13 protein-coding genes are annotated in these 21,236 nt (G+C 59.6%); 9 read left to right on the top strand and 4 right to left on the bottom strand.

Annotation, left to right across the window (positions count from 1 at the left end; translation table 11 throughout):
• Positions 1 to 124 precede the first annotated feature (124 nt).
• Positions 125 to 1,675, bottom strand: a complete 1,551-nt coding sequence (locus tag VK574_RS15695) for a S10 family peptidase (RefSeq protein ID WP_472800803.1) — start codon at positions 1,673 to 1,675, stop codon at positions 125 to 127.
• 70 nt (positions 1,676 to 1,745) lie between these two features.
• Between VK574_RS15695 and VK574_RS15690 the strand changes: the two genes are divergently transcribed.
• Entirely contained in the window at positions 1,746 to 2,822 is a 1,077-nt protein-coding gene (locus tag VK574_RS15690) for a TonB family protein (RefSeq protein WP_472800802.1), read from the top strand.
• A gap of 91 nt (positions 2,823 to 2,913) precedes the next feature.
• Positions 2,914 to 3,444: a peptidylprolyl isomerase gene (locus tag VK574_RS15685; protein WP_472800801.1), complete on the top strand. Its 531-nt coding sequence runs from the start codon at positions 2,914 to 2,916 to the stop codon at positions 3,442 to 3,444.
• Positions 3,445 to 3,460: 16 nt separating this feature from the next.
• On the opposite strand, the gene VK574_RS15680 is transcribed toward VK574_RS15685, so the two are convergent.
• The gene (locus tag VK574_RS15680) at positions 3,461 to 5,587 is read right to left on the bottom strand and encodes a RecQ family ATP-dependent DNA helicase (RefSeq protein WP_472800800.1); all 2,127 of its coding nucleotides are present in this window, start codon (positions 5,585 to 5,587) and stop codon (positions 3,461 to 3,463) included.
• A gap of 144 nt (positions 5,588 to 5,731) precedes the next feature.
• Here VK574_RS15680 and VK574_RS15675 point away from each other — a divergent pair, with 144 nt between their 5' ends.
• From VK574_RS15675 to VK574_RS15665, 3 genes are all read left to right on the top strand, one after another.
• Complete coding sequence (locus VK574_RS15675) at positions 5,732 to 6,124, top strand: DUF302 domain-containing protein (RefSeq protein WP_472800799.1); 393 nt, start codon at positions 5,732 to 5,734, stop codon at positions 6,122 to 6,124.
• Positions 6,125 to 6,399: 275 nt separating this feature from the next.
• A complete protein-coding gene (locus VK574_RS15670) occupies positions 6,400 to 7,149 on the top strand; it encodes a Crp/Fnr family transcriptional regulator (RefSeq protein ID WP_472800798.1) in 750 nt (249 codons plus the stop codon).
• Between the two features lie 277 nt (positions 7,150 to 7,426).
• A complete protein-coding gene (locus VK574_RS15665) occupies positions 7,427 to 8,143 on the top strand; it encodes a hypothetical protein (RefSeq protein ID WP_472800797.1) in 717 nt (238 codons plus the stop codon).
• A 331-nt stretch (positions 8,144 to 8,474) separates the two neighbouring features.
• Here VK574_RS15665 and katG read toward each other — a convergent pair whose 3' ends face one another.
• Positions 8,475 to 10,736 (bottom strand): catalase/peroxidase HPI, encoded by a 2,262-nt coding sequence (gene katG, locus VK574_RS15660; protein WP_472800796.1) that lies wholly within the window; start codon positions 10,734 to 10,736, stop codon positions 8,475 to 8,477.
• 238 nt (positions 10,737 to 10,974) lie between these two features.
• On the opposite strand from katG, the gene VK574_RS15655 reads away from it, so the two are divergent.
• From VK574_RS15655 to solA, 4 genes are all read left to right on the top strand, one after another.
• Complete coding sequence (locus VK574_RS15655) at positions 10,975 to 11,895, top strand: LysR substrate-binding domain-containing protein (RefSeq protein WP_472800795.1); 921 nt, start codon at positions 10,975 to 10,977, stop codon at positions 11,893 to 11,895.
• Between the two features lie 309 nt (positions 11,896 to 12,204).
• The gene (gene smc, locus VK574_RS15650; protein ID WP_472800794.1) at positions 12,205 to 16,056 is read left to right on the top strand and encodes a chromosome segregation protein SMC; all 3,852 of its coding nucleotides are present in this window, start codon (positions 12,205 to 12,207) and stop codon (positions 16,054 to 16,056) included.
• 220 nt (positions 16,057 to 16,276) lie between these two features.
• Positions 16,277 to 16,915 carry a DUF1801 domain-containing protein gene (locus VK574_RS15645; protein WP_472800793.1) on the top strand — a complete coding sequence of 213 codons (639 nt, stop codon included), beginning with the start codon at positions 16,277 to 16,279 and terminating at the stop codon, positions 16,913 to 16,915.
• A gap of 134 nt (positions 16,916 to 17,049) precedes the next feature.
• Positions 17,050 to 18,186: an N-methyl-L-tryptophan oxidase gene (gene solA / locus VK574_RS15640; protein WP_472800792.1), complete on the top strand. Its 1,137-nt coding sequence runs from the start codon at positions 17,050 to 17,052 to the stop codon at positions 18,184 to 18,186.
• A 241-nt stretch (positions 18,187 to 18,427) separates the two neighbouring features.
• Here the strand turns inward: solA and VK574_RS15635 are convergent, their stop codons facing one another.
• Entirely contained in the window at positions 18,428 to 21,163 is a 2,736-nt protein-coding gene (locus VK574_RS15635) for a M16 family metallopeptidase (protein WP_472800791.1), read from the bottom strand.
• Positions 21,164 to 21,236 lie beyond the last annotated feature (73 nt).

Here is a 21,236-nt window from a genome sequence, read left to right as displayed (position 1 = left end):
CTGACCTGGCCCGCAAGCTGCTTCGCTACATCAATGCCTACTCCGCAAATGCTCGGCCTTTTCAATGGAAATACTCAGACCCAACTCGACGCATCCGCAGTAACGAATTCACTCAGACAGGCCACTAGTGCTTTGCGTACATGTCCATTACGTCTTTGCGGAGGGCGATGCGGCTGTCGGTGCGGGTGTAGAACATGTGGCCGCCGGGGAATTCGTGCACGGAGATACGGGATGGATCACCCATGAGAGGCATCTGTTCCGCAGTGAGCACCGAGCCCATGAAGGGGCAGGACAGGTCGTTCCATCCGTGGACGATCATGACGCGCAGTTTGGGGTCAGCAGCAACGGCTTCGCGCAAATCCGGCACCGAGCCGCGACGCAGTTCTTCGTCACGGTTCCACTGACGGCCCACGTCATAGGAGAGCGCGTTGTAGCGGGCATCGACCTTCCAACCCACGGTGCGCGTGACGAAGTCGACCATGGCGGTGGTGAGCGGGGCAACGATGCTGGCGAGGAGGGGATCGTTGGCGCGCTGCTCGGGCGCAAAGGGGAAGGGATCAAATGAAGTCACGTTGGAGTCGTAGACGGAACCGAGCTTGCCTTCTTCGCGATGGACTTCGCGGAGGTAGGCGCCCGTTTCGATGCGTCCGCCGGAGAACTTGACGAACGCGGGATCGAGGCCGGTGAGTTCGGTGACCTTGGCGATCATCTTCTGCGTGGCGGCTTCGTCGGCGTGGCCCTTGATCAGAGTAGTCGCGTATTCACCCTGGGTGTAGGCGATGACGTCGGCCATGGCTTCAGGCGTCAGCTTCTTCTCGCGTTCGAAATGGGCAGCGGTGATGGAGGGCAGCGTCATCATCCATGGAAGAGGCGAGAGGTCGCCGTCATTCTCGATGGTGGGGTTGAGATAGGGCGAAACGAGGACGACGCCGTTCATGGCGACGCCGAGCTGCGATTGCAGATAGTGGGTGATGCGGGGTCCGCGGAAGCCACCGTAGCTCTCGCCGACGAGATATTTGCGCGAACTGAGGCGGTCGTTTTTCACGAGCCAGTCGTAGACGATGCGGGAGAGATATTCGATGTCGGGCTGGGTGCTGTAGAAGAGCTTTTTGGCGTCGGCTTCGGGGACCAGCGAACGGCTGAAGCCCGTTCCGACGGGATCGATGAAGACGAGGTCGGTGAAGTCGAGCCACGTGCCGGCATTGTCGATGAGATTGGTGGGATCAGAGGGGCTGTCGCCTTCGTTGCCGGCGTCAAGATGCTTGGGGCCGATAGCGCCGAAGTTGAGATACACCGAGGACGCGCCGGGGCCACCGTTGAAGGCGAAGGTGACGGGTCGATTTGCGCCTTCCACGGTGTAGGCGGTGACAACCACGTTGCCGGCGATTTTGCCGTCGCCGTCGCGGACCGGGAGCGCACCGACGTTGACGGTATAGTGCAGCGGCTTGCCATCGAGCTGGATGGATTGCTGGGCGTGCGCCTCGGGGGGCAGAGGGGGCAGGCCGGCTTTGTCGTCGGCCGGTTTGGGAGCGGGCTTGTCTTTGTCTTTATCGGTTGCGGCTGGCGCCTTGTCGGCCTGCGCTACAGCGGGCACAGGTGCGGTCCCAAGGCACAAAAGCGCGAACGCCAGAAGAGCGAGGCGCCCGGGGAAGTCTTTAAGGTGTGCAAAGCTCATTCGATAAACATACATGGCCGGTGGCGGGCGCTGGCAACCGAGACGCGGGATGATTTACCCTCGAAGCTGCATGAGACTCAGAACTAACTTGTTGATTTCAACCTTTGCGATCGCAGTCGCGACGATTGCTTCGCATGCGCAAGACGCTCCAAAACCGGTGGAACCGGCGCTGCCGGATGCGCCGCAGGCCACTGCGGCGGCGATGATTCGGCCCAATGGGCCAACCATCGTAATGGATACGTCGATGGGACGGATTACGTGCCAGTTCTTTCAGAAGGAGGCGCCGAAGACGGTCGCCAACTTTATCGCGCTCGCCCAGGGCACCAAGGACTGGACCGATCCGCAGACCAGCAAAAGGATGCACAACAAGCCGTTGTATGACGGGACCACGTTTCATCGTGTGATTCCGGAGTTCATGATCCAGGGCGGCGACCCGGCGGGAACGGGTGCGGGCGATCCTGGATTCACGTTTGAAGATGAGTTCAATCCGGATTTGAATTTCGATGTGCCGGGGCGGCTGGCGATGGCGAACTCTGGTCCGAATACCAATGGCAGCCAGTTCTTCATCACCGAGATACCGACGGAGCATCTGAACCAGAAGCACACGATTTTTGGGCAATGCGACGAAGTGAGTGTCAACCTGGTGAAAGCGATTGCGCGCGTGCAGCGTGACGAGAACGACAAGCCGGCAACGCCGGTAGTGTTGAAGAAAGTAACGATTGTTCCGGAGGGTCAGGCAGTTCCGCCGGGTTCGGGCGCCGAGAGGGAGCAGAACTCCTCGATCCAAGTCGCAGGCATGAAGGCCCCTCAAGAAGGTGAATCACTGTTTCAACAGAGCGAGCCCCCTTCGAATGCCGTCAGCATTTCGGCGGGCGTAGCGCAGGGTCTCCTCGTTTCGCATGCAGCGCCTGTCTATCCACCTGAAGCCAAGCAAGCCGGCATTTCCGGGACCGTAGTACTGGCCGCCTTAATCGGACCGGATGGAGCGGTGACGTCTCTTAAACTCGTTAGCGGGCCTGCGCGCTTGCAGGCAGCCGCCATCAATGCCGTCAAATCTTGGCGCTATCGGCCTTACCTGCTCAATGGTCAGCAAGTCGCGGTGAGGACACAGGTCAACGTGGTCTTCTCACTCGATTCGCAACAATAGTAAGCACTCGGCGGCAGGCGCAGATAAAACTTCTATCACCCATAACGCCGCCGGCCCGCCCACTCAGCTAATTCGGTCAAAAGGAGTATTTATGGCACAGGCACTAGGAACTTATGCAACTTTCAACACGAGCGAAGGCAAGATTGTTGTTCGTCTCTTTGAGTCGGACGCGCCGATTACGGTGAGGAATTTCATCGAACTGGCCGAAGGCTCGAAGGAGTGGGTCCATCCCACGACGCACGCCAAATCGACGAGCAAGCTTTTTGATGGAACGATCTTTCACCGCGTGATTCCGGACTTCATGATCCAGGGCGGCGATCCAGCGGGAACAGGGATGGGCGGTCCGGGATATCGCTTTGAAGACGAGACGAGGGGCTCGAAGCACAGGTTTGACAACAAGGGCAAGCTGGCGATGGCGAACTCAGGGCCGAATACGAATGGCTGCCAGTTCTTCATCACCGTGGCGCCAACAGATTGGCTCACGGGAAAACACACGATCTTCGGAGAAGTCGTCGAAGGTCAGGAGATCGCGGACAAGATTTCGAAGGTGCCGCGAGGTGGGCAGGATAAACCTAAGACGCCCGTGGTGCTGGAGTCGGTGACGATCGAGCGGGTGGCGTAAACGAAGTTTTCAGTTGTCAGTTTTCAGTGATCAGTTTGGCTCCGCAGATCTCCAGGATCGCGGGGCCAAATTTCTCCACCTTCGCCGAGCCGATTCCATCGATCTCAAGAAGCTGGCGCGGATTGCTCGGGCGAGCGAAAGCGACAGCTTTGAGCGTGCGGTCGTGGAGGATGCAGTAGGACGGGACGCGCAGGCGTTTGGCTTCGCCGGTGCGCCATTCTTTCAGCCTCGCGGCTAGAGCTTCTCCTTCGGCTGGCAACGTGATAGGAACAGATGGCTGGCGGGCAGAGCGCGGCGATTGCGCGGAGATGCCATTCGTGCTGACGGCGTTTGCGCTTCCTTTTTGATTTGAAAGTTTGCGAGTGCGCTTCCGATTGTCGGCACCGGCGAATTCTTCGGCGATGCCGTCGCTTAGCAGCAAGTCGACCTGCGCAGCGGAGCGCGTGGCGAGACCGGTTTCGGTAAGGCTCACTTTGCGGTAGCGGCGGACTTCGCCGTCTTTTTCATATTCGGCGTCTTCGATGGCGATGAGGCGGGCGCGTGACATGGCGCCGAGCACGGCATCGAAGTCGTCGCGCGTGAGGCGGCCGGAGGGATCGACTGACTTTTGCAGCGTTCCTGCCGCTTTGTAATCGACAGAGCGGAGTTCGTCGAGGATGGACTGGGCGAGTGAGCGTTCGGCATTGGTGGCACGGCGGAAGAGGCGAAGGATCGCTCCCGCGGGATCGCAGATGTCGCAGACGCCGCAGGATTGCGCGGCATCCTCTTCGTCGCCGAAGTGGCGAACGAGAGCGGCCATGCGGCAGTCGCTGGATGTTGTGAAACGTAGAACCTTTTCGAATTGCTCGGCACGGTGCTGGGCTTGGACGGAGTAGGTTTTCTTCCATCCGGGAGCGCCGAGGCTGACGTTGCCGGAGAAGTCGACACGGGCGCCGCCGTGGATTTCGAGTTTCTCGAGGGCCTTGTCGAATTCTTCCTCCGTCAGCTTCGAAGCTGTGCGGAGGTCATCGATGGAGCGCGCCTCTTCACTGAGCATGCGGAAGATCTGGTGGAGATGGTCGGTAGGTGGATAGTCGCGATTGAGGAAAAAGTCGTGGGTCCGCTGGTCGGCATAGGAGTGCATGAGGAAGGTGCGGCTCGGTGCTCCGTCGCGGCCAGCGCGGCCGATCTCCTGGTAGTAGCCTTCGAGGGTGCCGGGGAGTCCGGCGTGAATGATGGTGCGGATGTCGGCCTTGTCGATGCCCATGCCGAAGGCGATGGTGGCGACGACAATCTCAAGCTGGCCTGACTGGAAGGCGCTCTGGACGCGCTCGCGGGTTTCGGCATCGAGACCAGCGTGGTATGCGGCAGCGGGCATCAGCTGCGACAACTCCTCGGCGAGACTCTCAGACTGCTTGCGCGATGTGGCGTAGACAATGGCGGGACGGCGATCGCGGTGGGCAAGAAGCGAGCAGATGGCCCTGGCGCGTTGCGGCACGGAGAGTTCGACGACCTCGATGGCCAGGTTGTGGCGGCGAAATCCGTGGATGAAGCGCGCGGGATTTGTCATGCCGAGTTGCGCGGTGATGTCCGCCTGCACAGTTGGCGTCGCGGTTGCGGTGAGGGCGAGAACGGGCACGGAACTTGAACCACTACGCAACGCGGGCAGGTGCTGGCCGAGCATGCGGTAATCAGGGCGAAAATCGTGGCCCCACTGCGAAATGCAATGCGCCTCGTCGATAGCAATGAGCGTGGGCGGACGCTTGGCAAGCATTTCAGGAAAGCCGGGAACGCGCAGGCGCTCGGGCGCGATGAAGAGAAAATCGAGCGTGCCGGCAAGGTAGTCGACGCATGCCTGGCGGGAAATGGAGCGGTCAAGGCCGGAGTGGATGCGCGCTACGCGCAGGTTGAGTGCGGCAAGCTTGGCGACCTGGTCTTCCATGAGCGCGATAAGCGGCGAGATGACGAGCGCGGTTCCGCCGAGGGCAACGGCGGGAAGCTGGTAGCAGAGCGACTTCCCTGCCCCGGTGGGCATGACGAGGAGCAAATCGCGGCCCTCAATCGCAGCGCGGCAGACGGCTTCCTGGTTGGCGCGGAAGCGCGCAAAGCCGAAGACCGATTGCAGAAGCTGGACGAGGTTTTCCGGGTTGGAAGGAGTGGTCAAAACGAAAATCGGACCTGAGCGAAGGCGAACGTGTCTCCTTCAACTTTACAGAAGCCCTGAGCAGCGCGTCCCGACCGCTATCACAAGGTACAGTGACGAGTCTGGTACAACAAATTCGTGGTCCTGATTACCAGCGGAGGCGACGTGACGGAATCAAAGAATGGACTTGTATCAATTGGAGCCGTGCATTCGGTGGACGAGACCGTGGAGAAGCTCAAGGGGATTCTTATGGCAAAGGGGGTGACCGTTTTCGCTGTTGTGGATCACAGCGGAGAGGCGGCGAAGGCCGGCCTGCAGATGCCGAATACGAAGCTGCTGATCTTCGGAAGTCCCAAGGCGGGGACGCCTGTGATGCTGGCGGCGCCGAGTATCGCAATCGACCTGCCGCTGAAGATCCTTGTGGCGGAAGACGGAGCGGGCAAGGTTTGGGTGTCGTACAACAGCACGCAGTTTCTCGCGGAACGGCATGGCGTGCCTTCGGAGCTGATGAAGAACTTGGCGGTGATTGAAGCTCTGGCTGCGGCAGCCGCTGGTTGAGGCGAGCCCTCGCAAAATGCTCATGATACTGAGTCGTAAGATACTCTCAACAGATTACTTATATCGGAATCGTGAGAATGGACTGCCGGGGAGCGGAATGCCGCCGGAGCGATCGCAATCAACCTGTGTCCGATAAGCGACATAAGTGTGCAAAACGATACAGTTTTTTCACTACAATCGTGGAACAATCTACCTTACGTCAGGTGTATCTCGACCTCGTAAAGGCGTTTTTCGGTTGCCTTCGCAGTCGTCATCTGACCTGAAAGATCTCTCAAATGAATGGATTGGCTCTAGCTACATTCGATCTTGAAACCTTTCTTGAGACATCAGGAATCGGTCGAAAGACTGTCGAGCTTAAAGCTAAGCAATCTTTTTTCTCGCAGGGCGATGTCGCCGATTGTGTGTACTATCTCCGAACAGGTCGCGCGAAAGTCACGATTGTCTCAAACGAGGGAAAAGAAGCCACGATCACAATGTTAGCCCCTCACGACTTTGTGGGGGAGGAGTCGCTCGCCTCGGTGGGCGGAAGGCGTCTGACCACAGCGACAGCCGTCACGGCGTGCACCGCGCTTAGAATTGACCGCGATGAGATGATTCGCGCCATGCACGGCGAGCATGAGTTTTCAGATTTGTTTCTCAAGTTCCTGCTGATGCGGGGTATACGCACTCAAGCCGACCTGGTCGACCAACTGTTCAACTCCAGCGAAAAGCGACTCGCCAGGGTTCTGCTGCTGATGGCGGAGTTTGGCAAGGCCGGTGAACCGGAGTCTTTAATTCCAAAGATTTCGCAGGAAACCCTGGCGGAGATGATCGGCTCGACACGGTCCCGCGTCAGCTTCTTCATGAATCGCTTTCGCAAGCTCGGGTTCATCGAATACAACGGCCGCATTCAGGTCAATAAGTCGCTGCTGAACATAATTCTCCACGACAAGTTGCCCGGCGACAACGCGGTGAAGCCACGGATCCTTCGCTTCCCGTCGAAGTCGAAGCGGACCAGACACAACAAACCCTCAAAACAGGCCTGAATTTAGACTGCGCCGAATTTGCCGGTAGAAATGCTTGTTTTCATCTCCCTGGTAATTCGGTTGAGACGCCGTCTTTATTTTCGAACACACAACTGAATTTCACATTGGCTTGCAGTCAGGATCTCTACTCAACATGGTCGTGAAACCGTCCATGCGTTCCTCCCCTGTCGATCAACACGCCACGATGAACGAGCTTTCTGTTACTTCCCTCTTCGTGCGCGCGCGGTTAGTATTCGTGTGATTCGCATTATCCCAGGAAAGAGCGGTGAGTTTGGTGATGCGTCGTTTTGTTGATTGGTATTGGTTGATGGCTTCAGCGATTGCGCTGATGGCTGCGGGCGCTGCGGGCGCGCAAAATGCGGATTTTCTAAAGAGCTACAAGGGAACTCCGTTTCATGACAGCAAGTACAACGGCGGGGCGCAGAAGATTCCGGGGACCGTGATGTGCGCGTATTACGACATGGGCGGCGAGGGCGTGGCGTTTCACGATGCCGACGCGAAGAACAACGGGAGCGGCGCGCTGAATCCGGCGAATGGAACTTATCTGAACGAGTTTCGGATGAACGAAGGCGTGGATACTTCGTATACGAAATTCGGTCTCGATCCGAAGATCGACGACAACCCATATGACAAGGTGACGCCGCCGGCAGGACTGCTCTACGTGGGCTGGACGGAGCCGGGCGAGTGGTTAAACGTGACGGTGGAAGTGGCGGAGACAGGTGAGTACACGGCCGATCTGCTTTATACGTCGAATCGTGGCGGAACGATTTCGCTGGATGTGAATGGCGTGGCGGCGACGGGGCCGCTCATGATTGTTTCGACGTACGATGCGGCCGACGCGGTGGCGTGGCGGCAGTGGCATCACTGGAATGTCGCGAAGGACCTGGTGCGAATTCATTTGAACAAGGGCAGGAATGTGCTGACAGTGCATACGGTGGCACAGGGGCAGATGAACTACGCGACGCTGGAGTTTAAGAGAGTTCGCAGTTCTTAGTTCTGAGTTCTTAGTGAGTAGGTGAGTAGTGAGTCGTGGACGGGGGCGGTCTAGCTCGATGAATGGGTAGTTGATTTTCGGTCGGAGCAAGGGCAGCCGGTCAGCTTCCCGCTCACGCCGGAAGTAGCGAGTTAGCAAGTTAGCGGGCAGGGCTGTGGATGGGGTTCGTGCTATCCCACCCTTGAATCACAAGACGATTCAAGGATGGGGCACCCAACGTTGTGGTTACCAAAACAAGAGCAACCGCAGATCCTTCGACTCCGCTGCGCTCCGCTCAGGATGACGGCGGAGCGCGGGGTGTTGCGGAATAATGATCGCGGCGGAGTGATTGTTAGTCGCCGGCTACGGTTTCGGCTACGGGGTGGGTGGAGGGAGGGTTGGCTTCGATCTTCCCTTCCCTCAGCAGATCGAAACGGTCTGCGTTCATCACCTTGTTCCAGACAGCTACAAAGTCATGCACGAAGGCTTGCTTGGCGTCGCTGCTGGCGTAGACCTCGGCGATGGCGCGGAGTTGGGCGTTTGATCCGAAGACGAGATCGACGACGGTGGCGGTCCACTTGAGTTCACCGGTGTGGCGATCGCGGCCTTCGAGCACGTCTGGAGACTTTTCTGACTTCGCCCACTTCGTGCCCATGTCGAGCAGGTTGACGAAGAAGTCATTGGTCAGAGTCTCGGGGCGCTTGGTGAAGACACCATGTTGGGAATGCGCGACGTTGGCACCGAGAGCGCGCATGCCGCCGATGAGGACGGTCATCTCAGGTCCCGTGAGGCCGAGAAGCTGCGCCTTGTCGAGCAGCAATGCGGCGGCATGTTCCTCGACTCCCTTGCGGGCGTAGTTGCGGAAGCCATCAGCAATTGGCTCGAGCACGGCGAAGGACGCGGTATCGGTTTGCTGCTGCGAGGCGTCGGTGCGACCGGGTTCGAAGGGAACCTTGACGCTATAGCCAGCTTTCGTTGCCGCAGATTCGACAGCCGCACAGCCAGCGAGAACGATGAGATCGGCAAGTGAGATTTTCTTGCCGCCCTTCTGCGATGCGTTGAAGTCCTTCTGGATGGACTCGAGCTTCGAGAGCACCTTGGCCAGTTCGGCGGGCTGGTTGACTTCCCAGTTCTTCTGGGGCTCGAGACGGATGCGCGCGCCATTGGCGCCGCCGCGCTTGTCACTGCCGCGGAAGGTTGAGGCAGATGCCCATGCGGTGTTGACTAGCTGGGAGATCGACAAACCCGATGCAAGGACCTTGGACTTCAACGCAGCGATGTCCTTGTCGTCGATGAGTTCGTGGTCGACGGCGGGAACGGGATCCTGCCAGATCAGCTCTTCCTTTGGAACGAGCGGGCCGAGGTAGCGGGAGATCGGACCCATGTCGCGGTGGGTGAGCTTGAACCAGGCGCGGGCAAAGGCGTCGGCGAGCCTGGCAGGGTTCTTGAGGAAGTCGCGCGAGATTTTTTCGTAGATCGGATCAACGCGCAGGGCGATGTCCGAGGTGAGCATCATGGGCTGATGACGCTTCTTGGGATCGTACGCGTCGGGGACGGCGTCTTTGCCGGCGTCACCCTTCGGCTTCCACTGATGGGCGCCTGCAGGACTCTTGGTCAGTTCCCACTCGTAGCCGAACAGGGTTTCGAAATAGCTGTTGTCCCATTTGGTTGGCGTGGGGGTCCATGTGACTTCAATGCCGCTGGTGATGGTGTCGGCACCGATGCCGGTACCGAAGCTGTTCTTCCAGCCGAGTCCCATCTCCTCAAAGCTCGTGCCTTCGGGCTCCGCGCCGACGTGGCTGGCGGGAGCGGCGCCGTGGGTCTTGCCGAAGGTGTGGCCACCGGCGATGAGTGCAACCGTCTCTTCGTCGTTCATCGCCATGCGGGCGAAGGTTTCGCGGATGTCGCGCGCGGAGCCTGCGGGGTCGGGGTTGCCGTTCGGACCTTCCGGGTTCACGTAGATAAGACCCATCTGCACGGCGGCCAGGGGGTTTGCCAGTTCACGATCGCCGCTATAGCGCTGGTCGCCGAGCCACGTGGTCTCGGGGCCCCAATCGGTGTCGGTCTCGGGCTCCCAGATATCGGCGCGTCCTCCGCCGAAGCCGAAGGTCTTGAGGCCCATTGAATCCAGCGCCACGTTGCCGGCGAGGATCATGAGATCAGCCCAGGAAACTTTGCGGCCATACTTCTGCTTGATGGGCCAGAGCAGGCGGCGGGCCTTGTCGAGGTTGACGTTGTCAGGCCAACTGTTGAGAGGCGCGAATCGCTGCGCCCCGCGGCCTGCACCGCCGCGACCGTCGTGGATCCTGTAGGTGCCGGCGGAATGCCAGGCCATGCGAATGAAGAGCGGCCCGTAGTTGCCGAAGTCTGCAGGCCACCAATCCTGAGAATCGGTCATTAGGGCATGAAGATCTTTGGTCACGGCATCCAGGTCAAGTTTCTTGAACTCCTGGGCGTAGTCGAACTCCTTTTCCATCGGATTGGAGAGCGAGGAATTCTGATGCAGAATGCCAAGGTTCAATTGATTGGGCCACCAGTCCCGGTTGCCCTTTGCGCCTGCGGATGTGTGCTTGATTGCGCCGTTCGAGAACGGGCACTTTGCTTCGCTAGACATGATGTCTCCTGATGTTGCTTGCTAAAGGATTGCTGGTTCGGTAGGAGGTTTCCGGGAGAATCCCGGCATAAATACTTCGCATTCAAGGGTAAGATATCGCCGCGGGGATCGATATGACAAATCAATTGTTTCTTTGATGATGATTGGTGCAGTCTATGATGAAAAGGGCAGCGGAGTTAGGCGCGCTGCGCGGGGTTAGCTGGGTTAGCGGAACAAGGCACAGCGGCGGAGTTAGTAAATGAATTTGCAGGAATTGCGTTATTTGGTTGCGATTGCGGAGTATCGGCATTTTGGGCGGGCGGCGGAGGCTTGCAACGTAAGTCAACCGACCCTGAGCAGCCAGATCAAAAAGCTGGAAGACGAGTTGGGCGTGACGCTGCTGGAGCGGACGAACAAGCGCGTAGACATAACTCCGGTGGGGAGCCAGATTCTGGGACATGCGAAGAGAGCCCTGGCTGAAGCGGGACAGATGGAGGCAGTGGCGCGGGCAGCGCGCGATCCTCTGGTGGGACCGCTGAAGCTGGGTGTGATTCCGACGGTGGCGCCGTACCTGATGCCCCTGATTCTGAAGCCGCTGAAGCAGGGGTATCCAGGACTGACGATTGAGTTGTGGGAGGATCAGACGCGGGCGCTGGTGGATTCGCTGAGAAATCACAAACTGGATGCGGCGCTGCTGGCGACCGAGACGGATGCGCCAGAGATTACGGAGATCAAGTTGTATGAGGAACCGCTGCTGGCGGCGCTGCCCCGAAATCACAGGCTGGCCGGTGCAAAGCGGGTGGATGAAGAATCGCTGACGGATGAATTGCTGGTGCTTGCAGAGGGCCACTGCCTTGCGAACCAGGCGCTGGCGGCATGCGGGGCTAAACATGGCGGGCATGGGCTTGGTCATGCGCGAAGTGGCCTGCAGGGATCGATGCAGGCGGCGACGCTGGAGACTTTGGTGAATTTGGTGGCCGCGGGATATGGGGTGACACTGATTCCGGCGCTGGCCGCGGGGTCGCTTGGGCAGAGGGGAATTGTGCTGCTGCCGTTGGCGGGACGGACGCGGCGGACGATCCGGCTGGCGAGCCGGCCGGGGTTTCCGCGGGCGCAGGCGCTCCGGGCAATCGAGAAAGTGATCCGGAAGGCAGTAAATTTTTCGGCGAGTTTACGGTGATTTTCTGGTGCAATTGGGTCTGTGGAAAACTCGGGTGAAACTCAATAAAAGTAGGACAATTTCCGAGAAAAGCCTAAAATACTCGAAGAAGATGGATTCGGGACCCCCTTATCCACAAAAGAACCTCTCCCCATGATTGACCCTGACTTTTAGGCTCCTTAGAGTCTGTAATCGAAGAGGGACAATCGCCCCAGCGACGAAGACCTGTCGTCGGGGACCCGGTCTTTCCCTTCTGGCAGGTGTGCGGCAAGTGCCGCGAGTGCCGATGGCTGAGTTGTACTGTTCGTATCCCGCTGACCCGGAGTGAGCATGCTGAAACTGAAAAAAATCCACATCCTCGGATTCAAGAGCTTTTGCGACCGCACCGAACTCACCGTGCCGGGAACCGGCATTGCAGTGGTGGTGGGGCCGAACGGGTGCGGAAAGTCGAACATCCTGGATGGAGTGAGCTGGGTGCTGGGCGAACAGAGCGCCAAGAGCCTGCGCGGCGGCAGCATGGCGGACGTGATCTTTGCCGGGACGCGTGAACGGAAACCGCTGGGGATGGCCGAGGTGACCATCACGATGGTGGATCCGGAGGCGTACGAAGGGCCGATTCCGGTGGAGCCGGATGTGGTGGTGGAGCACGAAGGCCCGACGGACTGGGATGAAGACGCGTTGCGGCGGCAGAAGGCTGCGGAAGCGGAAGAGATTATCGCGTCGGAGCAACCGGGGCAGATTCTGGACGACGAAGAGGGTGCTACAGACAGCAGCATGCAGGCGCAGGGACCTGAAGCCGAGGGAGGAATTCAGGCGAGCACGGGCGGACCGCAGCCGGTGATGTTGAAGATTCGTCGCAGGAAGTTCAATCGCACGCCGCAGAAGGGCGAGGTAGTTATCACACGGCGGTTGTTCCGGACGGGAGAGAGCGAATATCTGTTGAACGGAAAGCTGTGCCGGCTTCGCGATATCCAGGACATCTTTATGGGTACGGGCCTGGGGCCGGAGAGCTACGCGATTATCGGGCAGGAACGGATCGGGCAGTTGTTGAGTTCGAAGCCGCACGACCGGCGGGCAATTATCGAAGAGGCTGCGGGGATTACGCGCTTCAAGACGAAGAAGCGGCTGGCGGAACTGCGCCTCGAAAGTGCGAAGCAGAACCTGGCGCGCGTGGACGACATTTTTGAAGAAGTGACGCGGCAGATGAACAGCCTGAAGCGGCAGGCTTCAAAGGCGGAGCGATTTGCGCAGGTGCGCGATGAGTTGCGCGGACGGCTTCGCGTGGTGCTGGCGAGCCGCATGGCGCTGATGGATGCCGAGCAGGCGCGGTTGGAGCAGGAGATTGCCGCATTCGCAGAGAAGATTGCGAGCGGCGCTATCGAGATTGGAACGATGGAGACCCGCCAGCACTCGCTGACGGAGCGCGGATATGAGCTGGATCGCGAAGGACAGGAAGCGCAGAATCGTGCCAACGCGTCGGCTGTGGAATTGGAGCGGGCGGCGGCGCGCGAACGCAGCAATGCAGAGCGTGTGACGGAACTCGAGGCAAGGCTGGCGGCGGCCGCCGGTGAGCTGGAGCAGACGCGGACGCAACTGGGCGGAATTGCCGAAGAGCGCGAGCAGCATCGGGCGTTTCTGGAGACGGCGGCGGGAGAGGCGCGGGCGTTTCACGAGAAGGTGGAGGACCGGCAGCACGCAGCGCGGACAGCGGCGGATGAAGTGTTCAATGCGGAGCGAAAGCTGGAAGGAGATCGCAGGCATGCGATGCACCTGCTGACGCTGGCAGGCAATGCGCGGAACAGTACGTCGCAAACTGAAGAGAGTCTTGCCGCGCTCGAACGCGAGGCCGAGCGGCTGAATGCGGAAATGAGTCAGGCGCGCAATGAGCAGGAGAGCCTGGGCGTGCAGAGCGGACAGGCGCGACTGCGGTTTGAGTCGGCTGCGGAAACGCTGAAGCGGCTTGAGAGCGAGATTGCGGAGCTGCGCGAGCAGCTGCAGATTCGGCGCGCGGATGAAGGCACGGTGCGGACGCGGGCAAACCAGTTGCGCAGCGAACAGGCGACGGCTGTTGGGCGGAAGGAATCATTGGAGTCGCTGATTCGCGATCACAGTTATTCGACCGAGACCGTCAGGCGGCTATTAAAGCCCGGAGCGCTGCAGAATGGGTCGACACCGGTGGGCACGCTGGCGGACTTTATCGAAGTAAGCGGCGAGCACGAAGGAGTGGTCGACGAATTTCTGCGGGATGAGCTGAATTATGTTGTCGTAAAAAGCTGGCATGCGGCCGAAGAGGGCGTACGCGTGCTGAAGTCGGGCGTCGACGGGCGTGCGACATTCTTGATTCACGATAGCGCGCAGGCAGGTCTGTTTAACGATGCGGAGGACACGATCACCGGGCCGGGCGTGACTCCGCTGAAAGACGCCGTGCGCGTGCTCAACGGATTTGGGCGGTCGCTCGAGACGATTCTGCCGAAGCTGCGCGACGGATATCTTGTGGAGACGGCGGCACTGGCGCAGAGCCTGGCGAACGAGCACACGCATGCTTACTTCCTCACGCCGGGGGGTGAGTGCTTCCACAATGCGACGGTGACAGGCGGCAAGCCGGCGAGTGCCGGTCCGCTGGTGCTGAAGCGCGAACTGCGCGAGACGGAGATGCGCCTTGGGCTGCTGGAGCGTGATCTTGGTCAGGCAGAGTTGGAAGCTGCGACCCTGACAAGGCAAATCGAGGAAATGACGGCATTGCTTGAGGCGCGCAGCGAAGAGCGGCGGCTGGCGGAACGTGATGCGGCAGACCAGGGCGCGGCGCTGAAGCAGATGGAGAACGAAGGGCAGCGCATCGAGCGGCGGCTGCAGGAATGGATGCTCCAGGCCGGGCGGAACAAGGAAGCGCGGGAATCAAAGCATACAGTGATCGAGCAGAAGCGCGAAGAGGCGGTGCGGCTGGAAGGCGAGCATGCGACGGCCGAGGCCACACTGGAGGAGCAGCAGAACCGCCTGACAACGATGCGACAGACGCGCGAGACGCTGCAACATGAAGCGGCGAAGCTGACGGCGGAGCTTGCGGGCTTGGAAGAGCGGCGGCGCGGCGCGGAGATGGCGTTTCAACGGATCGACCGGCTGCACAGCGATCTCGAACGGCGGGTGCTGGCAATTGAACAGCAACGCGCGGCGGCGGAAGCTGAGAGGGAACAGCGCATCCGGGAGAGTGCGGAGCTGGCGCAGCGCCAGCAGGAGCTGATCGCGCTGAGGGCCGAGGTGCTGACACTGGCAGAGACAATTGCAGCACAGGCGCATGAGATTCGGCAGCAGCTTGCGACGATGGAGACGGAACTGAAGACGGCGCGCGCGTCGCTGGACCAGTTGCGCGAAGATCGCAGCGGCAGATCGAACCAGGCGGCGAAGCTGCGTTCTGACTTGGAGCATCTAGAGGCGAGCTGCCTGGCGGAAGTGAATGCCGAGGCCGCCGCATTGCGCGCGGATGCTGAGATTGTGCGCATCGCCGATGAAATGCTGGCCGTTGAGGAAGAGACATGCCGGACGCTCCGGCAGAAGATCGAGCAGATGGGTCCGGTAAACATGATGGCGCTGGAGGAATACAAGGAGACGGCGGAGCGGCACAGCTTCCTTGAAGCGCAGCGCACGGACCTGATGGAGTCGATCGAGAACACGCAGGCGACGATCAAAGAGATCGACCAGATTTCGCGGACGAAGTTTGACGAGGCGTTTGCGCGTATCAATGAGAACTTCGGGCAGGTGTTCACGCGGCTGTTCCACGGCGGGCAGGCCTTCCTGCGACTGACGGATGTAGAGAACCAGGCGGAGAGCGGGCTGGAGATTGTGGCATCGCCTCCAGGGAAGAAACTGCAGAACGTGCTGCTGCTTTCGGGTGGAGAGAAAGCTCTGACGGCGCTGGCACTGCTGGTGGGCATCTTCCAATTCCAGCCGAGCCCCTTCTGCGTGCTCGACGAAGTGGACGCGGCGCTGGACGAAACAAACGTGGGCCGGTTGGCGGATCTGCTGCACTCACTGAGCAAGGAGACGCAGTTCCTGCTGGTGACGCACTCGAAGCGCATGATGCATGCCGCGGACATGATTTACGGCGTGACTATGCAGGAGCCGGGCGTGTCGAAGGTGGTGAGCGTCAAGCTGGGCGGGCAGGAGCAGCAGCGGGCTACGGCGTAGACGCTTCCCGGTATTCATTCGCGTTTTCGTTGCTTTCCCCGGTCTCAGAAGCGAGACCAGGGGCACCCAGCGCTTTTGTCAGTCTGGGCTTTCTCCTGTCTCAAAGGGGAGTGTTCTGGTATTCCACCCTTGCGACAAATACCTCACAAGGATGGGGCACCCAACCCTGTGCTTGATCGGACAAGTTACACTGTTCCCAAATCCTTGCAGGAGCGAGACAGTGAGCCCAACATCCTCCTTTGATCCGCGCGTCGATACGTATATTGCGAAGGCGAGACCCTTCGCGCTGCCGATTCTTTTTGAAATTCGCGAACTGGTGCACAAGGCTTGCCCCGGGGTTGTGGAGACGATGAAGTGGAGCCGGCCTTTTTTTGAATACAAAGGCGCCATTGTCGGCAACATGTCGGCCTTCAACGAGCACTGCAGTTGGGGTTTCTGGGGCGAAGAGATTTCCGCGGTGCTGCGTGACATGGATATTCTGAAGCCGGGCGCGATGGGGTCTCTTGGCCGCCTGACCAGTGTGAAAGATATTCCTCCCAGGAAAGAGATGCTCGGCGTGTTGAAGCAGGCAGCCGCGTTCATCGACAAGGGCGAGTACACAAGCCCGATTGCTGCGCGGCAAAGAGTGGTGAAAGCTCCGGCACCGCCAGTGAAGGCGCCTCCAGAGTTTGCAAAGGCGCTGAAGGCCAACAAGAAGGCTGCGGCGGCATTCGCGGCATTCAGTCCGAGCTGCAAGAAGGAATACGTGGAGTGGATTGCGGACGCCAAGCGGGCGGAGACGCGGGACAAGCGGATCGAGACGGCGATCGAGTGGATCGGCGAGGGCAAGCAGCGGAACTGGAAGTACCAGAACTGCTGAGGCGCCGCCCTGACGCGCACGCTTGGCTTCTTTTCCGGGGCTGAAGCCCAGATTGCAGCCGAAGTTCGCGGCACGACTGAAGTCGTGCCCTGACGCGAAGGTGGTTTTACATCGGCGACATCGGATTGAATCGCATGGCTTACGACGTCATTGTTCTTGGACTTGGCGCGATGGGGAGCGCGGCTGCGCAGCATCTTGCGGAGCGGGGCAAGCGCGTACTCGGGATCGAGCAGTTCACTTCGCCCCACGACAAGGGGTCGTCCCATGGCGGATCGCGGATGATACGCCAGGCGTATTTTGAGAGTCCCGACTACATTCCGCTGGTGCTGCGCGCTTACGAATTGTGGCGAAAGCTCGAACGAGATACGGACACACGCCTGCTACACATCACCGGCGGGATGAACATTGGTTCGGGAGATGGGGAGTTGGTCAGGCGCACGATTGCGGCGTCAACGCAGCACTCGATTCCCTTCACGGTGTTGGAAGGACGCGCGATCAACGTGCGGTTTCCGGAAGTGTTTCCGCTCACCGGAGATGTTGCGGTGCACGAGACGAATGCCGGATATCTGTTCCCGGAGGAATGCATCCGCGCGCAGCTGGCGCGGGCTTCGCGGGCCGGTGCAGAACTCAGATTTGAAGAGAGCGTCGTGGCGTGGTCGGCGGCGGGAGATCGTGTTGAGGTGCGGACCGACAAGGGCTCCTACAGCGCGGGTCACCTGGTGATTACGGCGGGACCGTGGGCGAACGAGGCTCTGGATGGGATTGTTCCGCTGCGCGTGACGCGGCAGGTGATGGCGTGGATTCAGCCAAGGACGGGTGTAAGGCCGTTTTTGCCGGATCGCTTTCCGGTGTTTCTTTGCGAGGATGCCCGCGGCGGGGCGCATGGATACGGCTTTCCGGCGATTGACGGGCCGGAGGGCGGGATGAAGGCGGCGATCCACGGGAGCGCCGATGTGTGCACGCCGGAGAGCGTCGACCGCGAAATTCATGAGCGGGACCTGCGAAGGATCGTGGATCAGTTGCGGATGCGCATACCGGCGCTGGATGGCAAGGTGGTGCGGGCGCAGACGTGCCTTTACACGATGTCACCGGATGAGCACTTTGTGATCGGGGCGCATCCGCGGTTTGCGTCGTGCTCGATTGCTTGCGGTTTTTCAGGGCATGGATTCAAATTTGCCTGCGTCGTTGGCGAGATACTCGCGGACTTGGCGATGAGCGGATCTACTTCGCATCCGATCGGGTTATTTTCGCCACTGCGGTTTGCGGGGTGACAGATCGTGCTTTCCCACCCAAGCGGAGCCTGGATGGGGCACCCTCGTTCGTGCCGACGTCTGAATTTTCAAGGCAGATTTTTCAACTTCGCTGCTCTTCGCTCAACATGACAATTCTTGGGGGATTTTCGGGGAAGCGAGCTAGATTCCCAGGTCTCAGAAGCGAGACCTGGGGCACCCAGTTTGGAAATTACCGATGTCGGTATGACCGACGCCGAAGTGCGGCGATTGAGTGTTCGCGCTATTGGTAGGCGCCGGCTTTTTTGAAGTCACCACCTTTGACGATGGTGAAGGTAGCGGGGTCGACGTGATGTTTGAAGGCGTCATTGACCTGCTGCGGAGTTAGTGCGGCGACGGCGGCTTCGAGTTTGGCGTCCCATTGCATGGTGCGGCCCAAGTGCTCTCGGCTGATGAGGAGAGCGGCGATGGAGCCTTCTTCAGAGCGCTGGACGGTGCGTCCATCGAGCCAGGTCTTCTTGGCTTTATCCACTTCGTCGGCGGTGAATCCGTCCTTGAGAGCGAGGGCTAACTCCTCGTTGAAGTCGGCTTCAACTTTGGGCATGTTCTGCGGGGCGGCGATGGCGAAGCCGGATAGAACTGCGGAATCGTCTTCGGTGGGGACCTGGAACTGTGCGCCGGCGCCGTAGCTGAGGCCGTCCTTGACGCGGATGCGGCGGAAGATGCGCGAGTTGGGAGAGCCGCCAAAAACCATGCCGGCGATGGTGAGCGCGGGATAGTCGGGATCGGTGTCTTTCATTTTGAGCGGCATGCCGGAGAGGAAGAGTCCGTTCTGTTTGTCGGGTGTTTCGATCTTGTGATTGACGGCCTCTACTTTGGTGTAGGGATCAGGGACGCGCTGGTAATGGCTGGGGCTCTTCCAGTCGCCGAAGAGCTCAGTGACGAGCTTGCGCATCTGTTCGGGATCGAATTGGCCACTGAGGACGATTTCGCCCTCGCCGGGGCCGTAAAACTTCTGGTAGAACGAACGCACATCGTCGAGCGTGACCTTCTTGTTGTCTTCGATTTGTTCGTCGAGGGTTGAGACGTAGTGGACCTGGCCGCGCGTGTACTGCCCGTTGAGGTGGCGAAAGAGGTCGATCTGAACGAGGTTATTGGGTTCGGTCTTGCCGGCCTCAGCACCTGCGATACGCTGCTGGCGAACCTGTTCGAATTCGCTTTCGGGGAAGGAGGGCTCGCGGAGGAGTTCGCGCACGAGGCGAAGGGAGTCGGCGAGGTTTGCGTCGAGGGTGCGGATGCTGGCGCTTGCCTGGTCGACCCCGCCGTTGACGCTGATCTGCGCTTTGAGGTGGTCGGTTTCGTCCTGGATCTGCTGACGGTTTTTGTTCTTTGTGCCGCGCATCAGGAGCGAGCCGGTGATTTCGGCTGCGGCGCCTTGGCCGTAGAGGGATTTTTCGTCTCCGAAGTGGAGGTTGATGCGAGCCACAACGGTGCCGCCGCGCGTCTTCTTGGGGAACATGACGAGTTTCATGCCGTTGGGCAACTTGGCGCGGATGACGCGGGCTTCAATGTTCTGCGGAGTGGGATCGAAGGTTTCGCCCTGTGCGATGGCGGCGCCGCCCTTGTAGTCCTTGAAGACGACGGCGGGGTCTGGGGTCGCGGGAATTTCCGCACGGTCGGGAGTGGTGGTTGGGATGAATTCGCCCTCGGTGCGATTGGACGATTTGAAGTAGGCTTTGGCGACACGTGTTACATCATCGGGAGTGACCTTGGAAACTTCATCGCGGTTTAGAAACAGTGTGCGCCAGTCGCCCTGGCCGATGGACCTGCCGAGAATGATAGAGACGGTTTGCGAACTCGTGAGGGCAAGCTCGATGTTCTTCAGGATGCGGCCCTTGGCACGATCGACTTCTTCTGCCGTGGGAGGATTGGCGGCAAAGCCTTCGACAACTTTGAGAAGGGTTTGCTGAGCGTCGTCGAGGGATTGGTCGGGCTTGAGTTGCGCGAATGCCTCAACGACTCCGGGGTCGTGCATGGCTTCGGTGCTCATGGAGGCGGAAACGGCTTTTTTGGAGTCGACGAGTTCCTTATAAAGACGGCCGGTTTGCGGCGCTCCAAGGATCTGCGAGGCCACCTGGAGGGCCGCTATATCGGGGTGAAGCGCAGCGGGAACGTGATAGACAACCACGACGGCCTGAATGTTGCCGACGCGGCGAAGGATCACGGAGCGCTCGCCCTCCTGGGTAGGCTCTGAGACATAGGGCTGCTTCAGTTCGCGATCTGGTTTGGGAAGAGCGCCGAGGGTTTCAGCCACCATGGCGAGAGCCTTGGATTCATCGAATTGCCCGGCGATGACGAGATCGGCATTGTCTGGCTGGTAATACTTTTTGTAGAAGACTGCGAGGTTTTCGGCGGGCACCCGTTCAACGTCGGTACGGTTGCCGATAACGGTTTTGCCGTAGTTGTGGAAGTTGAATGCGGAGGCGAGAACGCGTTCCTCAAGAACCTCGACCGGATTGTTTTCGCCGGCTTCCATTTCATTGCGCACGACGGTCATTTCGGTATCGAGATCTTTTTTGAGCATGGGAATGCGCGCCATGCGATCGGCTTCAAGACCGAGAGCCCAGTGAAGATTGTCTTCGCTGGCGTTGAAGGTCTCAAAGTACATGGTCTGATCGTAGTCCGTCGTGCCGTTGAACGAACCGCCTGCCCTGTCAGTTAGTTCCTTGAACAGTTCGTGGCCGGAGGTCGAGGTCTTGAAGGTCATGTGCTCGAGCAGATGGGCCATGCCGGTTTCGCCGTAGCCCTCGTTGCGCGAACCCACGTGATAGACGACGTTCACTGTGATTTTGGGCTTGGAGTTGTCTGCGAAAAGCAGGACGTGAAGTCCGTTGGGGAAGGCATATTCGGTGACGCCCTCGATGGATGTCACTTTCTGAACGCCGGCCGGCAGGGTCTGTGCGAGCGACGATGCGGTAAGAACGGCAACGGATGTGACGAGGAGGAGGAATCTCTTCAAGCCCATGTTTTCTGCCTCTCAGTGGATTTTCGAATTATAGCGAGTAAAGGCAAGGAATGAGATGTGCAGTCTT

This window comes from Occallatibacter sp. (assembly GCF_035317045.1).
Classification (GTDB): Bacteria; Acidobacteriota; Terriglobia; order Terriglobales; family Acidobacteriaceae; genus Telmatobacter.
Note: the sequence above shows the minus strand (reverse complement) of the source record. Positions and strands in the feature narration are given on the sequence as shown.

Bases quoted from the DNA above. Each gene is read 5' to 3' on its own strand.
- VK574_RS15695 (WP_472800803.1), bottom strand. From the start codon at position 1,675: ATGAGCTTTGCACACCTTAAAGACTTCCCCGGGCGCCTCGCTCTTCTG.
- VK574_RS15690 (WP_472800802.1), top strand. From the start codon at position 1,746: ATGAGACTCAGAACTAACTTGTTGATTTCAACCTTTGCGATCGCAGTC.
- VK574_RS15685 (WP_472800801.1), top strand. From the start codon at position 2,914: ATGGCACAGGCACTAGGAACTTATGCAACTTTCAACACGAGCGAAGGC.
- VK574_RS15670 (WP_472800798.1), top strand. From the start codon at position 6,400: ATGAATGGATTGGCTCTAGCTACATTCGATCTTGAAACCTTTCTTGAG.
- VK574_RS15665 (WP_472800797.1), top strand. From the start codon at position 7,427: ATGCGTCGTTTTGTTGATTGGTATTGGTTGATGGCTTCAGCGATTGCG.
- katG (WP_472800796.1), bottom strand. From the start codon at position 10,736: ATGTCTAGCGAAGCAAAGTGCCCGTTCTCGAACGGCGCAATCAAGCAC.
- VK574_RS15655 (WP_472800795.1), top strand. From the start codon at position 10,975: ATGAATTTGCAGGAATTGCGTTATTTGGTTGCGATTGCGGAGTATCGG.
- smc (WP_472800794.1), top strand. From the start codon at position 12,205: ATGCTGAAACTGAAAAAAATCCACATCCTCGGATTCAAGAGCTTTTGC.
- solA (WP_472800792.1), top strand. From the start codon at position 17,050: ATGGCTTACGACGTCATTGTTCTTGGACTTGGCGCGATGGGGAGCGCG.